The sequence below is a fragment of the Centipeda artemidis DSM 19719 genome, from assembly GCF_000426665.1.
GTDB classification, from domain to species: domain Bacteria; phylum Bacillota; class Negativicutes; order Selenomonadales; family Selenomonadaceae; genus Centipeda; species Centipeda artemidis.
Window position 1 is genome coordinate 65,939 of the sequence record NZ_AUFU01000006.1, and the last position, 14,111, is coordinate 80,049.

Here is a 14,111-nt window from a genome sequence, read left to right on the forward strand (position 1 = left end):
AATATTATGTTTATGAACCGGCGGGATCCAATATTGCCTTCATTTCAGAGACAATTCGATCGTAATATGGTTCCTGTCCATAATATTCCGCAAGGATCTTATCCCAGTCGTCAAAAGATAAGTCAATGTGCGTTTTGGTAATATGCTCACACCACGGAATTACAAGTTCCTCGATCAAGCATTTCTTATCCGATGCCAAAATCTCCGGCGGCAGCTCCACTGTCGCCGCCAAAATATCAAAGTAATTCTTGACGAAAACCTCCATAAAGTTAAACCCTGAAGCCGGATGATCTCCGCCTCCGCTTGCAAGAAATGCCCCCCTAAGGATCGCATACCTTGGTTTTCTCTTGAGAATTTCCATCTGAAGATACACTTGAGGAATATGCGTATAATTATATCGCTGCGGATCTTGAATAGATAGGTATGCATCTTTATTCATTACAATGCAAGTGATCCACGTCATGTAGCATCCCACCCGCAGTATATAGTCCGCATATCCTGCCCCCTCGCAGGCGGGCAAAAACAGTTCATCGGTGCGGTTTGTCATAAAAATGATTCCCATATCGCGGTGCCGGCTGATATAGTCGATCACAAGATACAACATTCCGTCCGCAAGATAGTCGTCGTCGCCCGCTGTAACGACGTATTCTCCTTTGCTGTGCCTCAGCGCCGCATGGATGTTCCCCTCTGCCCCGACGTTCGTCTCGTTGCAGTGATACCGCAGATTCTTGTACTTCTTTTGAAACTCCTGTACAACCTCTTTCGTATCGTCCTCAGAGCAGTTATCCGACACGAGTACCTCGACGAGCTCGTCGTTGCCGACTTGCTCCAGTACGCTTTTCAGCGATTTCTTCAGATACTTGCTGCGGTTGTAGGTGATGATTCCGTAGGTGAGGATCGGACGCGTTTCTTTCCGCTCTCGCAGCAGCGCGCGCAGTTCTTCCTCATCCGCCACGCTTTGCCATGTTCCCGTTTTTGCGGAGAATGCCTCGATAACACGCGCAGGGTTTCCCTCCGCGAGGCAGTAATCCGGTATATCCGATCGCACAATGCTGTTCGCACGGACAAGACAACCGCGCCCGATATGCACGTTCCCGCGGATCGAGACGTTCTCTTCGATGCGCGTCGCTCGTCCGATGATCACTTCGCTTATGTCGTCGGTGCTTTCCTGCATTTCAAGGAAGCTGCACAAATGCCGGTGTCTAAATATACTATCGGAGATATGGACGGCTTCACTAATATGAACGAAATTTTCTATTTCAATGCGCCTTGTTGCCGTGATCACGGAATACGCACCGATACTGCAGTTGTCCCCGATGACGACACGCGGCGTACCGTCGTAATTGTCCTCTGCAAGTCCGCAAATAACCGTCTCGTGAATCTGCGTATGCGCCCCGATCGAAATCCCCTCGGGATGAGAAAAATTTTCCCATCCCGGCACAGCTGAATCTTCTCCGCAGGCATAGAGTAAATGCTTCTCCGCATCGCACTCCGCAGGATCGGCATAAGGCGCACAGACGGCAAAGAAGTGTTCTCGATCCGCCGCCTCGGTCTCAAAGGAAATCTCTGCCGATCGATAAGCGCAAAACGGCGTCCCCTGCATCGGCACGACGACGCGATAACCGTGCCGCGTAAAATTCCGGCACTGTGCCTGCACGGCATAATACTGCCCCGTATAGTCCGCGTCCCACGGGAGATCGTTCTGCGTGACAAAGAGCGACGGCAGGATCGCCCGAACATCTGCAACAGCATCCGCAGTACCTTCTCCGAACCTCATCTCCTCGAGCGCGCCGTCCGCCGGCATGAACACGCTGCCGTATTTGTGCGGGGCATCCATGATATTCGCGCTTAGGGGCATCTCTGCACTCCCAAAAAAACCGATCATGCCGATCGTGCGGTCTGCAAATATATTGAGCATATCCTGTACAAAGGTCGGCGCTGTGATGAGTATTTCGTCGCTCAGATAGATCTTATACTTTGCATCTGTCTCTGCTAAGACGCTGTTGCACTGTTTTGTAAAGACATCCTGCTCCGTGAGCGTATATACCTGAACCTCACAGCCCGCAGGATACTGTAAATTTCTTAATCCCTCGATGCAGTTCGCGTAATGTTCTTCATTCCGTTTCCATACGAGAATTGCGATCCCTTTTTCATTCATAACATGCGCTCCCCGACAGACAAAATGCCGCACAATTTTTTATGATTCTGATGTCCCTACGATCTCTTTCAGTTTTTCAACAACTTCATCATAATATGGTTCTTTGCCATAGTACTCGGCAACGATGTCAAATATTCCGTCGAGAGATAACTCTACTCCTTGATTTTTGATTCTCCAACACCAGGGATAGATCATCTCTTCCATCACTCGCTGCTTCTCTCTCGACAGGCGGGCAGGGGGAATCTCTACTGTCGCCGCCAATATATTAAAGTAATTTTTGATAAATACTTCCGCGAGATTGTATCCTCTCGGCAGATGCCCTTCTTGATTCAACACGAATAGCGAACCATAAACAATAGAGAATTTTGGATTCCTCTTAAGCATTTCCATTTGGATATATACTTGCGGAATACGCGAGTCATTGAACTTCTCCGGGTTGGAAATGGACATATATACATCTTTTTTAATTACTACACCGGTAATCCATGTAATGTAAAAGCTCATTTTTTCAAGAACATCCAAATATCCCTGCCCCTCATAGGTGCCAAACTCGCCTTCTTTATTTGCCATATAAAAGAGCGCGCAATCGCGATGCGCATATATATGTGTGAGCAGAATATACAGGCTGCCGTCTGCTTGGTAATCGTCATCGCCCGCCACAACGACATATTCTCCTTTGCTGTGCCTCAGCGCCGCATGGATGTTCCCCTCTGCCCCGACGTTCGTCTCGTTGCAGTGATACCGCAGATTCTTGTACTTCTTTTGAAACTCCTGTACAACCTCTTTCGTATCGTCCTCAGAGCAGTTATCCGACACGAGTACCTCGACGAGCTCGTCGCTGCCGACTTGATCCAAGACACTCTTGAGAGATTTTCTTAGGTATTTACTGCGGTTGTAGGTGATAATCCCATAGGTCAGGATCGGGCGCGTCTCTTTCCGCTCCCTGAAGAGTGCGCACAGCTCTTCTTCATTCGCCGCGCTTTGCCATGTTCCCGTTTTCGCGGAGAACGCCTCGACAATGCGCGCGGGATTCCCCTCTGCGACGCAGTAATCCGGGATATCCGACCGTACAACAGTGTTCGCTCGGATGAGACAGCCGCGCCCGATATGTACGTTGCCGCGAATAGAGACGTTCTCTTCGATGCGCGTTGCTCGCCCGATGCATATTTCGCTCGTGTCGTCAGCGCTCTCCTGCATTTTGAGAAAGCTGCACAGATGCCGGTGCTTACATATCGTATCGGAGATATGGACGTTTTCGCTAATATGTACAAAATTTTCTATAGCGATATGCTGTGCCGCCGTGATGATGGAATACGCGCCGATTTGGCAGTTGTCCCCGATGACGATACGCGGCGTACCGTCGTAATTGTCCTCGCTCAGCCCGCAAATTGCCGTCTCGTGAATCCGCGTGTGCGCCCCGACTGCAATCCCCTCGGGATGAGAAAAGTTTCTCCATCCCGGCACGGAGGATCCTTCGCCGCAGGCATAGAGCAAAGCCTTTTCCGCAGCGTCCGCCGCGGAAGTATTGGCGGAAAAGAAGCGATCCCGATCCGCTCCGCCGATCTCAAAGGAAATTTCCTCCGATTGATAACCGCAAAACGGCGTCTCTACGATCGGCACGACAACACGATAGCCGCGCCGCGTAAAATTCCGGCACTGTGCCTGCACGGCATAATACTGTCCGGTATAGTTTGCGTCCCACGGGACATCATACTGCGTGACAAAAAGCGACGGCAGTATCGCCCGAACATCCGCAACAGCTTCCGCCGTTCCTTCTCCGAATCTCATCTCCTCGAGCGCGCCGCTTACCGGCATGAGCACACTGCCGTATTTGTGCGGAGCGTCCATGATATTCGCGCTTAGGGGCATCTCTGCACTCCCAAAAAAACCGATCATGCCGATCGAAGTGTCTGCAAATATATTCAGCATGTCCTGCACAAAGGTCGGCGCGGCGATGCGCATCTCGTCGCTCAGATAGATCTTATACTTTGCATCCGTCTCCGCCAGGACGCTGTTGCACTGTTTTGTAAAGACATCCTGCTCCGTGAGCGTATATACCTGAACCTCACAGCCCGTAGGATACTGTAAATTTCTTAATCCCTCGATGCAGTTCGCGTAATGTTCTTCATTCCGTTTCCATACGAGAATTGCGATCCCTTTTTCATTCATCCCCGCGGCTTCTCCCATCCCTTACAAATTGATGCCTACGACATCCCAACACAACGAAAATGCATATTGTATATATTCTCTAAATAGTCTCGATCCCCTGCCGCACCGAGATTTTTGTATGCATAAAGCAGCGCTCCCTAACATTTTTCATTCCCCTGTGCTAAAATAACCGAAAAGGAGAGTTAAACGAATGAAGATACAGCCTTGGGAGGGGAGCGCCGTCTTCCCCGACCTCTGTGATACACTGTTGACCTGGCGGCGATCTGCGCCCGACACACGCGATCTGCCGTGGCGCGACGAGCCGGCGCCGTACCATGTGTGGATCTCGGAGATCATGCTCCAGCAGACGCGCGCGAGCGTCGTACGCGGCTACTATCTGCGCTTCCTTGCCGCCCTGCCGACCGTCCGGGATCTCGCGGACGTGGACGACGATGCGCTGATGAAGCTCTGGCAGGGACTCGGCTACTACAGCCGCGCGCGCAACCTCAAGCGCGCGGCACAGGCGATTGTCGAAAAACACGGCGGCGACCTCCCCGACGATTTTGATGCGCTCCTTGCGCTCCCGGGCATCGGGCGGTATACCGCGAGCGCAATCTCATCATTTGCCTACGGTCGCCCATGCCCCGCGGTCGACGGCAACTTCCTCCGCGTCGCCGCGCGCGTGACGGCAAATTCCATCGACATCGCAAAGGACGCGAGTAAACGCGCCCTTGAGGAGTCGCTCCGCCCTTGCTATCCGACCGGAAAAGACGCCGGGTTGCTCAACGAAGCGTTCATGGATCTCGGCGCGACCGTCTGCCTGCCGAACGGTGCGCCGCTCTGCCACGCCTGTCCCGCCGTGCGTCTTTGCCTTGCCCACGACCGGGGTACGGAACTTGACTATCCGGTGAAGAGCGCACTGAAGGCGCGGCGCAAAGAGCATCGCACCGTCCTCCTCCTGCGCTGCGGCGATCGCTGTGCCATACGAAAAAGACCCGCAAGGGGACTCCTCGCGGGTCTTTGGGAATATCCGAATCTCGAAGGAAAATGGGGCAAGCGCAAGGTGCTCGAACACCTCGCCGCGGCGGGCTTCGCCGTCCGCTCCATCGCCCCGCTCCCGCCCGCATGCCACGTGTTCACGCATATTGAGTGGAACCTCACGGGCTGGGAAGTCTATGTCGAAGAGACGAACGACGCGCCGCTCTGCGCCGCCGAGGACGATGCCCCCTCCGCCCTCCTCTGGGTGCGCCGCGCGGATCTCGCCGATACTTACAGCATCCCCGCAGCGTTCGGGTACTTTACGCCGCGTTAGAAGGTCATGTTGATCCCGCCGCGCCAAATGCGTCCGTCATAATAGAGCGTCGTATTTTCCTCGTTGAGCAGATTGTTCACGCCGAAGTAGGCACTCAAGTGATCGTTGATCTTCTTGTTGATGACCAGGTTGAGCACCGTCGCGGAGGTATTCTTCTTCACCGCAGCGTTGCCGCGCCCCTCCGCATAGTAGTAATCACTCATCCAGTCGTTCCAGAGGACGCCGCTCCACCCGTGCTTAAAGTCATCGTAAATGAGCTGCAGCGAGAGTTTGTGCCGCGCTCGTCCGGTCAGCCGATCCCCCGTCATATCGTTCTTGGCATCGAGATAGGTATAGGTGGACCGCAGCGTAAATTGATCGCCAAGGCGCTGCCTGCCTTCAAACTCAATCCCCTGCAGCGTCGCCTTATCGACATTTTCATAATGTCCGATGTTGCGTATTGCGATCGGATGCGGCGGCGGCGGTGTGGACGACATAATCGTCCTGCTTATGGTATTGAGATTGATCAGATCATCCACCTTATTGTGGAAGTAGGTTATTTTCCCCGAGCTGCGTTTTCCTTCCGCTTCGAAGCTGAGGTCGAAGTTCACCGCCTTCTCGGGCTTCAGGTTCGGGTTCCCGTCGATATGTACCTGCGTTGGCACGAGCCACGACCTTATGCGCGCAACTGCGGGCACATGATCCCAATGCATATAGAGTTCGCTCGCCGTGGGCGCGCGGTACGCCGATCCGACATTCATCTTGACACGGCTGCGGTCACTGATCCGGTAGGTCGTCCCGAGCTGTGCCGTTACCTTATTGCCGAATTTATTATTGTGATCCCAACGCACGGACGGCACGATGTAAAGGCGCTTGTTCGCGCGCCATTCATCCTGCAGATACAGCGCGGCGTAATCAAGGTCTGCCTTCGACTCAGTTTTCGAAATACCGTTCCTCGTGACGATATGCCCGCCGCCCACATCGATACGTGTACTCTCGTACTCCTCCTTCCGGTACTCCCCGCCAAACGTGAGTTTATGATCCGCACCGACGTTCCAGGTGCGTTTTCCGTCCGCGATATAAGATCGGAAGACCATGTCGTCAAAGTCCGAGAGTATGCCGTTTGATCGCAGATGTGTCTCTTGTTTTTTATCAAAGAGCGTATAGTAGACCTGCATCTCGTAGGCGCCCCTGCGATCCTCCCCCGCATAGCGCAGCCCTGTCGAATACCGTTTATGATTATAGTCCACGGTTCCCGGATTGGATCTGTAGTTGCCGCCCGTCTGCGTCACGGCCTCGGACTTCTGATCCAGATCTTCGTTCATGTAGTCGAAGAAGAAATCCAAATGCTTACGCTGCGCAATATCCATCCGTCCGTCTAGGTTGAAATAGTATTTTCTCCCATATTGATTGGAGGCCGTTTCCGCACCGCGTTCGCGGATATCACTCACCTTGAAACTCGTGCGCCATGCCCATTTCCCCGTCTTGCCGAAGTCGACGGATACGCCGCCGTCCTTTTGCCGGCTCGTCCAATCGGCGGAAACGCCGACCTGTTTTTTCTCAGGATGTTTGCGGATGATATTAATGACGCCGCCCAGTGCCTCCGAGCCGTACAGAGAGCTGACCGAACCGCGGACGATCTCAATGCGCTCCACATCGTCCATATTGATACGCTGCAGCTCATAGTAATTCGCCGTCTGGCTCGTATCCTCCGTGCGTATGCGCCGTCCGTCGATGAGGATCAGCGTCTGATTGGTACTCATGCCGCGCAGCGCCGCCTGATTCCCGACCATGCCGTTTTCCGTCACATCCAGCCCGACGGTGAGCGCAAGTGCCTGTGCCAACGTCTCCGCACCGAGGCGGTCGATATCCTCACGCGTCACGATCTCAACCGAAGCGGGGGCTTCTTTCACACTCTGCTCTGTACGCGATGCCGTGACAACAACATCATCGAGCGTATAGACGGGCATCTCCCGGTCTGCGGCAGCCGCCTGTACCGAATGAAACGACGCCGCCGTCAATGCGCCTAAAACAGCAGCGGTCAAGGCCGTTCGGTGATGCCTTACATGAAAACTCCTCATAAGGAGAACACCTCTTTTCTGTTATAGAGTTAACGATTTGCTTTCTCAATTATAACATCAATAGAGAAATAATGAAATATATTTTCATTATCTTCTGATCTAATGTGTGGATTCACAGCTATGATTTCCTCGACAAATACAAAACTGCCCGTCTGCGCTGCATCTCTGCAGCCGCAAACGGGCAGTTTTTTATATAAAATACACTACACAGCTTTTCCAAGGTCACGCGCGGAGGTGCGCATGACGGTGTTGAGGTCGGGGGCGGATGCCGCTGCGGCGGCACGCTCTTTCTCCCGGCTCTTTTCGATGAGGTTCTTCAGCATTTGCATATGCGGATGGTTCTCGAGCTCCGGCGAGGGCTTGCCTTCGAGCGCCGCCGCCATCTGCGGGGGCATTCCGTCGGGGAACATCGCCTCGAGCATAGAGCGGATATCCTTGGGGATCATGTCTTGCAGGGCGACGTTCTCCTTGCGCAGCTTCACCTCATCCTCCTGCGTGAGCGCGTACGCTTCGAGGAATCCCTGAATGAGGTTGTCGTGCCAGAACTCTCCCGCCTGCGTCAGACGGAAGCCCGTCTCCGTGCGCGTGACGAGTCCGTTCTCCGCCCACGCGGCGAGGAGCGGTTCCATCGTATCGAGGAGCTCCACGCCGTATTTTTTCTCAAAAAAGGGCGCGTAGAAATATCCGTGCTCGATCTGATCGCCGATCTCGCTGTGCATCCGGTGCTCGTCCGCCTGCTCACCCATGAACTGGAAGGGCTTTGCGCCCTCTTCGACCATCTTCTCATAGGCGGCAAGTCCGCCGTGATTGCGCCACATGATTTGACCGATGAACCCGCCCGCGCCCGAGCCGAACGCGAGGATGTCGTTGCCGCGCTTGGCGAGCGTGTTATACAGGCTGCGCTCGCGGTGATCCGTCGTCCAGTGCGTCGTGTCGATGCGCCGCGCCATCGGGTTCTCGTCGACGATCGCGATGCCGCGCGCGAAGTATTCGGACTGTTCCTCCGTTGTCGGGAGCATCGGGAGGTCGCCCGACTTGATGCGCGCCGCAAGCTCGCTCGCCGGGAACACATTCAACTGGTAGAGGTCGCCGCCCGCGATGCCGATCTCGAACTGCGTGCGCACGTCGTTCTCCCAGACCTCCGGGGACTGATAGGGCAGCCCATAGATGAGGTCGGCGATGACGACCGCGCCCTGCTTCTCCACCATGCGGCGCAGTGTCGCGACAACGGTATCATGATCGTCGATGCGCCCGATCGACTGCCGCACGCGCGTGTCAAAGGACTGTACGCCGAGCGAGAATCGGTTGACGCCCGCACGCATCGCCGCCTCAACCTTGCTCTCCGTGAGGTCATGGATGCGTCCCTCGAGCGTGATCTCGGCGTCGCTCGTCAGCGGCAGACGCTCCCGCACTGCACGCACGAGTCGTGTGAGGTCGGCGTCCGAGAGCGCGGTCGGCGTGCCGCCGCCGAAGAACACCGCCTGAAAAGGCGCCCCCTGCACATAGGGGGTCTCCGCCGCCGCGTCGAGCTCCTGCAGGAGCACGTCGACATAGCGGTGCGCCGCTTCTTCCTTCGTATAGTTCTGGAAAAATCCGCAGTAGCTGCATTTCTTATCGCAGAACGGGATGTGAATGTACGCCGCGCGCTCGTCGGCGGGATCGGGCGTCTGCGCCATGAGCTCCGCCCACACCTGCGCCTGCTCCGCCTTGTCCATGATCATGCGCTTGCCGCCCGCGCCGGGATGCACGACACGTTTCTTCGTAAAGGCGCAGCCGAGCGGATTCTCCGACTTCGTGCCGAGCAGCCAACCGCGCGACTCCGTTGAGAGCTCCGCGAGTTTTGTCTCTAGGCTGTTCATGCGAGCGCCTCCTTTGCTGCGCCGATGACCTTTTCAAAATCCGCCGCATCCGGATGGGACGCCGCCGCCGCATAGCGCTCCGCGTTCTCCTCGGTGTAGGCGTGGACATTGTCGAGCGGCATACTCTTAAACATCTCGATGATCATCGGATCAATCGCGCCCTGCACGAGGATCGCGCCGAGGATCTCGTTCGACGGATCAAAGAGCGCCTTGATATTCGCGATGCACTTTGCGCAGTGCTCAGAATTCGGGTCGGCGCCGAGCGTTCCATAGATGAACACCCGACGTCCGCGCACGGTCTCGATGTATTTGCGTGCGGCGGCATCCGCCGTACCGCGGTCAATCCATGTGCCGATGCAGAGATCGGCGGTATCCGAAATCCCCGCCGTATCCTTCACGCTGTGGCAGGATGCGCCGAGCGCCTGCGCCAGATGCTCCGCGACCTTCTGCGTGTTCCCCGTGCGCGATGAGTAGACGACCGCGATATCTTGATTCTGCATGATTGATTCTCCTAATATCTCAATATGAATATCTTGCATTCATGATTCACCCGTATCATAGCGCAAGGCATCAAAAAAATCAAGTGTTTTTATCGTTTTTCATAAATAAAAATTATGAATTAAGTTCATCTTTTTCAACAGGGTTTCTCTGTACAGAATATATAGATACTCTCTATCAAATAGAATTCCCATATCAAAAGATAAAGAGAAGAGCCTCTTTCAAAAATCATCCCATCCCTTCTGTCTACAAAAAACGAATTCATCAATTTCATATTCTATTCTATATATAAATAGATAAATATTAATTATATTATTTGCAGGTATTTTTCAGGGAGAATAACCTCTCACATCCCGTTCTTCTTGACAGTCGTGATAGAACGTGATAGAATAAAGGAAAACAACATGACAAGGAGGAAAAACACATATGAAGAAAATACTCTCCGCACTCTCCGCCGCACTCATTCTCGGAGCTGGCGCACAGGCACTTGCCGCCGGATGCGAGGACGGCGCGTGCGAGCTGCCGCAAAAACAGGATCAAGCCTACTGTATCGGCAATGCGAGCGCATATTGCGCTGCCAACGTCGTACAGGACACACGCAGCACGCAGCGCGGAACCTGCGGATGCTATAACGGACGCTGAGACAAAAAAGGCTTACTGCACAAATATACCAACAGGTATTCGTGCGGTAAGCCTATTTTTATGGAGCAGTCATCTAAACACAATTTTCTCTATGCAAAAATCCCCCTCCCGAAGGAGGGGGATTTTGTTATGCGGCATATGCCGCTCTGTGTACCGAGAATCGATTAGAAGAAGAACTCGACGCGGCCGAAGAGCTTCTGAACCTTGTCTTTGCCGTTGTCTGGTGCCTCAAGCTGCTTTCCTCTGTAGTACTTCGCGGAGAGCACAACATTCTTGAACAGCGTATAGTTCGTGCCAAGCTCAACGCCCTTCGTTCCGAAGAGAGCACCGTCCGTCGTCGGGAAAGCAAGTGATGCGCCGCCGAGGTAACGGTAGGAAGCATATGCGCCCCACGAGCCCTTATCCGCAGCGTCTGCACCCTTGTACTCATAGGTGACCTGATAAGATTTCTTGTAGTCTTCCAGATCGCTGTTATTTGCATAAGCGCCGGAGAGCATATTGTTCTTATCAAAGCGGTAGCCAAGGTTCGCCGCCCAGATATTCATCTTATCCTTATTATAATCCTTGGTGAATGCACGAAGCGATTCAGCGCTGAGACGATAGTAACCAACGCCCGCCATCAGATTGTCCTTGTTATACTGGAGCTCAACGCCCTGGTAGTTGGCTTTGGTATCGTTCAAGGCTCTAGCCGCCTCTGCCGCCGACATCTGACCGGTAGCAACGGCATCCGCAATATTCTTGGCAAAAAGATCTGCTCCGGCCGAATCCGCGAGGTCGAGACGACCTGCCTGCAGCTTGAGCTGGACATCCTTGCCGAAGGAAACCTCCGCGCCCGAGAACTCGTCGTCGAAAACGAGCGCGCCCGGTGCGGCATATGCTTCAGCCGTCAGGAGCTCCATCTTGCCGAGCTTGACGGTAAAGTTGTCATAATCGCCCTGCGCCCATGCGCGTTTGAGTTTAACGTTGCTGTCGCTGTTGCGGCCGGACGCATCATCCTTCATATTCGTCGACGCATCGAGACGCGCGTTTACGTGCCAGTGGCTGTTGACCTCAGCCGACGGCTCAAGACGGAACAGGAGATGGTCATCATTCACACGGCTGTGATCCTCATCTTTACGCTCGCTCGTGTAAGTATACTCGAGTTTGCCGTTCCACTTCACCATGTCGGCATTGCGCTCAAGGTTCGAGACACGGACGCCGAGGTTGTTGAGCTCATCCGCGAACTCAGCAGCAAGGCGGTCAACGAGCGCGCGATCCGATGCGGACATGTCGCCCTTTGCCATTGCCTTTGCGACCATCTGCGCCATCTCATAACGCGTGATGTTGCGGTCGCCGCGGAACGTGCCGTCGCCGTAGCCCTCAACAACGCCGTCGGCGGCGAGCTGGGTCACAGCATCGTATGCCCAGTGATCACGGGGCACATCGGAGAACGGGTTTGCAGCAGCGAACGTCGTGCTTGCTGCGCCGACAACGAGAGCCGTTGCCAGGGCGGATACGAGAGTCTTCTTCATGAGAAACTCCTCCTTCTGATAAATAGAAACATCTGATTTCCAAGAAGGAGCGAAACGCCGCTGAAGTGTCCATGTTTCCTTTTAGCGAAACGTTCTCATCCTCTTGGAATGGTTTCATCATAGCACGTGAATTAATAAATTGCAAGCATTTCCATGTAAAAAATTTTATACCAGACTATAATTTTCACCTTATTTTCAGTGTTTTATATACCGTACTCATCTCTGTTAAAGCGGTATTCGGCACAACGCCCTCTAAAACCTTGAAAAATATCTGCATCTATTGCAGCGGACAGTAAAAATCCCCCTCCAACGATGAAGGGGGATTTTGTTTTGAGGCGGATGCCGCAAGTATTTTTAGAAGAAGAACTCGACGCGACCGAAGAGCTTCTCCGCCTTGTCGTCAGCCGTCGGTCCGACATAGATCTCCTTGCCGCGGAAATATTTCGCCGAGAGCACCACGTTTTTGAAAAGCGTGTAGTCCGTACCAACTTCTACGCCCTTCGTATCCCACATAGCACCGTCGCTTGTCGGGAACGGGGAAGCGAATCCGCCGAGTTTGCGGTAGGCAACATAAGCGCCCCACGATCCCTTATCCTCCGGGTCAGCCCCCTTGTACTCATAGGTGACCTGCCAGGAACTCTTTGCGTTGTCCGCCTTTGTGTTCTCTGCGTAAGCGCCGGAGAGCATTGCTGCGTCGCCGAATCGGACGCCGCCGTTCACAGCCCAGATATCCGCCTTCGTGTTTCTAAGATTCTCGGCGCTGTTGTTAAGATACCGAACCGTATTTCTCCTGTGGAAATGCATCCCTCTGAAATAATTGGAGCCCAGATGGTAGTAGCCCGCCCCCAGCAGGACATTATTCTTGTCATACTGCAGTTCGACGCCCTGATAGTTCGCCACGTCTTCATCACCCGGCAGGTTGTGCGCACCATGGCCGCCGCCCGGCGCACCGAACGCATCGTCCAGATCAATGCGGCCGGCCTGCAGTTTGAACTTCAAATCCTTGCCAAAGCTGACCTCGGCACCCGAGAACTCATCGTCGAACACGAGGGCGCCGGGTTTCGCATACGCCTCGGCAGAGAGCAGTTCCATCTTACCGAGTTTCACCTGGAAGTTGCCGTAGTCTCCCTGTGCATAGAGACGTTTAAGCGTGACCTTGTCCCCGTTGTCATCTCCCGCGTCCGTGTTCATCTTGGTCTCCGCATCAAGACGTGCGTTCACGTGCCAGTGGCTGTTGATCTCAGCCGACGGCTCGAGACGGAACAAAAGGTTGTTGTCGTTCGTCTTTGTGTGATTAAACTTCTTGCGCTGACTTGTATATGTATACTCAAGTTTGCCGTTCCACTTCACCATGTCGGCGTTGCGCTCGAGGTTCGAGACGCGGACGCCGAGGTTGTTGAGCTCGTCTGCGAACTCAGCGGCAAGGCGGTCAACGAGCGCGCGATCCGATGCGGACATATCGCCCTTTGCCATCGCCTTTGCGACCATCTGCGCCATCTCGTAGCGCGTAATGTTGCGGTCACCGCGGAATGTGCCGTCGCCGTAGCCCTCAACGACACCGTCGGCGGCGAGCTGCGTCACGGCATCGTATGCCCAGTGATCACGGGGCACATCGGAGAACGGGTTCGCTGCGGCGAACGTCGTGCTTGCTGCACCGACAACGAACGCCGCTGCCAGCGTGGATACAAAAGTCTTCTTCATGAGAACCTCCTCCTTCTGATCCATAGAATCTGATCGTGTTCCAAAATGATTACAGGTCAGCGGCAGTGTCCTTATTTTCCTATCGCGAACCATTCTCATTCTCTTGGAACGTTTTCATCATAGCACGTGGATTAATAAATTGCAAGCATTTCTATGTAAAAAATTTTATACCAGACTATAATTTTCACCTTATTTTCAGTTGAATGTGACTCTGTGTCCGTC

The 14,111-nt window shown here is 54.0% G+C and carries 9 protein-coding genes; 2 read left to right on the forward strand and 7 right to left on the reverse strand.

From position 1 onward, the window contains the following. Positions 1-10: 10 nt before the first annotated feature. Together K341_RS0104825 and K341_RS0104830 are read right to left on the reverse strand one after the other, a co-directional pair. The gene (locus tag K341_RS0104825) at positions 11-2,158 is read right to left on the reverse strand and encodes a glycosyltransferase (protein WP_026762042.1); all 2,148 of its coding nucleotides are present in this window, start codon (positions 2,156-2,158) and stop codon (positions 11-13) included. A 39-nt stretch (positions 2,159-2,197) separates the two neighbouring features. After that, positions 2,198-4,327, reverse strand: a complete 2,130-nt coding sequence (locus tag K341_RS0104830; RefSeq protein ID WP_026762043.1) for a glycosyltransferase — start codon at positions 4,325-4,327, stop codon at positions 2,198-2,200. Between the two features lie 190 nt (positions 4,328-4,517). Between K341_RS0104830 and K341_RS0104835 the strand changes: the two genes are divergently transcribed. Beyond that, positions 4,518-5,618, forward strand: a complete 1,101-nt coding sequence (locus K341_RS0104835; protein WP_009350362.1) for an A/G-specific adenine glycosylase — start codon at positions 4,518-4,520, stop codon at positions 5,616-5,618. Here K341_RS0104835 and K341_RS0104840 read toward each other — a convergent pair. From K341_RS0104840 to K341_RS0104850, 3 genes are all read right to left on the reverse strand, one after another. Next, positions 5,615-7,678 (reverse strand): TonB-dependent receptor plug domain-containing protein, encoded by a 2,064-nt coding sequence (locus K341_RS0104840; RefSeq protein WP_026762044.1) that lies wholly within the window; start codon positions 7,676-7,678, stop codon positions 5,615-5,617. The genes K341_RS0104835 and K341_RS0104840 overlap by 4 nt on opposite strands. Positions 7,679-7,881: 203 nt before the next feature. Further along, positions 7,882-9,537 carry a heme anaerobic degradation radical SAM methyltransferase ChuW/HutW gene (gene hutW, locus K341_RS0104845; RefSeq protein WP_026762045.1) on the reverse strand — a complete coding sequence of 552 codons (1,656 nt, stop codon included), beginning with the start codon at positions 9,535-9,537 and terminating at the stop codon, positions 7,882-7,884. Further along, entirely contained in the window at positions 9,534-10,037 is a 504-nt protein-coding gene (locus K341_RS0104850; protein ID WP_026762046.1) for a flavodoxin family protein, read from the reverse strand. The genes hutW and K341_RS0104850 overlap by 4 nt, the downstream gene beginning before the upstream one ends. A 424-nt stretch (positions 10,038-10,461) precedes the next feature. On the opposite strand from K341_RS0104850, the gene K341_RS0104855 reads away from it, so the two are divergent. Further along, on the forward strand, positions 10,462-10,677 hold the full coding sequence (locus tag K341_RS0104855; RefSeq protein WP_009350367.1) for a hypothetical protein: 216 nt from the start codon (positions 10,462-10,464) through the stop codon (positions 10,675-10,677). Between the two features lie 164 nt (positions 10,678-10,841). Here the strand turns inward: K341_RS0104855 and K341_RS0104860 are convergent, their stop codons facing one another. Both K341_RS0104860 and K341_RS0104865 read right to left on the reverse strand, forming a co-directional pair. Next, the gene (locus tag K341_RS0104860) at positions 10,842-12,188 is read right to left on the reverse strand and encodes a putative porin (RefSeq protein ID WP_026762047.1); all 1,347 of its coding nucleotides are present in this window, start codon (positions 12,186-12,188) and stop codon (positions 10,842-10,844) included. 354 nt (positions 12,189-12,542) lie between these two features. Continuing rightward, positions 12,543-13,889 (reverse strand): S-layer homology domain-containing protein, encoded by a 1,347-nt coding sequence (locus tag K341_RS0104865; RefSeq protein WP_026762048.1) that lies wholly within the window; start codon positions 13,887-13,889, stop codon positions 12,543-12,545. Between the last annotated feature and the right edge of the window lie 222 nt (positions 13,890-14,111).

What these genes read in the sequence shown, in the direction of transcription:
- K341_RS0104825 (WP_026762042.1), bottom strand. Translation starts at nt 2,158, where the DNA reads ATGAATGAAAAAGGGATCGCAATTCTCGTATGGAAACGGAATGAAGAA.
- K341_RS0104830 (WP_026762043.1), bottom strand. Translation starts at nt 4,327, where the DNA reads ATGAATGAAAAAGGGATCGCAATTCTCGTATGGAAACGGAATGAAGAA.
- K341_RS0104835 (WP_009350362.1), top strand. Translation starts at nt 4,518, where the DNA reads ATGAAGATACAGCCTTGGGAGGGGAGCGCCGTCTTCCCCGACCTCTGT.
- K341_RS0104840 (WP_026762044.1), bottom strand. Translation starts at nt 7,678, where the DNA reads ATGAGGAGTTTTCATGTAAGGCATCACCGAACGGCCTTGACCGCTGCT.
- hutW (WP_026762045.1), bottom strand. Translation starts at nt 9,537, where the DNA reads ATGAACAGCCTAGAGACAAAACTCGCGGAGCTCTCAACGGAGTCGCGC.
- K341_RS0104850 (WP_026762046.1), bottom strand. Translation starts at nt 10,037, where the DNA reads ATGCAGAATCAAGATATCGCGGTCGTCTACTCATCGCGCACGGGGAAC.
- K341_RS0104855 (WP_009350367.1), top strand. Translation starts at nt 10,462, where the DNA reads ATGAAGAAAATACTCTCCGCACTCTCCGCCGCACTCATTCTCGGAGCT.
- K341_RS0104860 (WP_026762047.1), bottom strand. Translation starts at nt 12,188, where the DNA reads ATGAAGAAGACTCTCGTATCCGCCCTGGCAACGGCTCTCGTTGTCGGC.
- K341_RS0104865 (WP_026762048.1), bottom strand. Translation starts at nt 13,889, where the DNA reads ATGAAGAAGACTTTTGTATCCACGCTGGCAGCGGCGTTCGTTGTCGGT.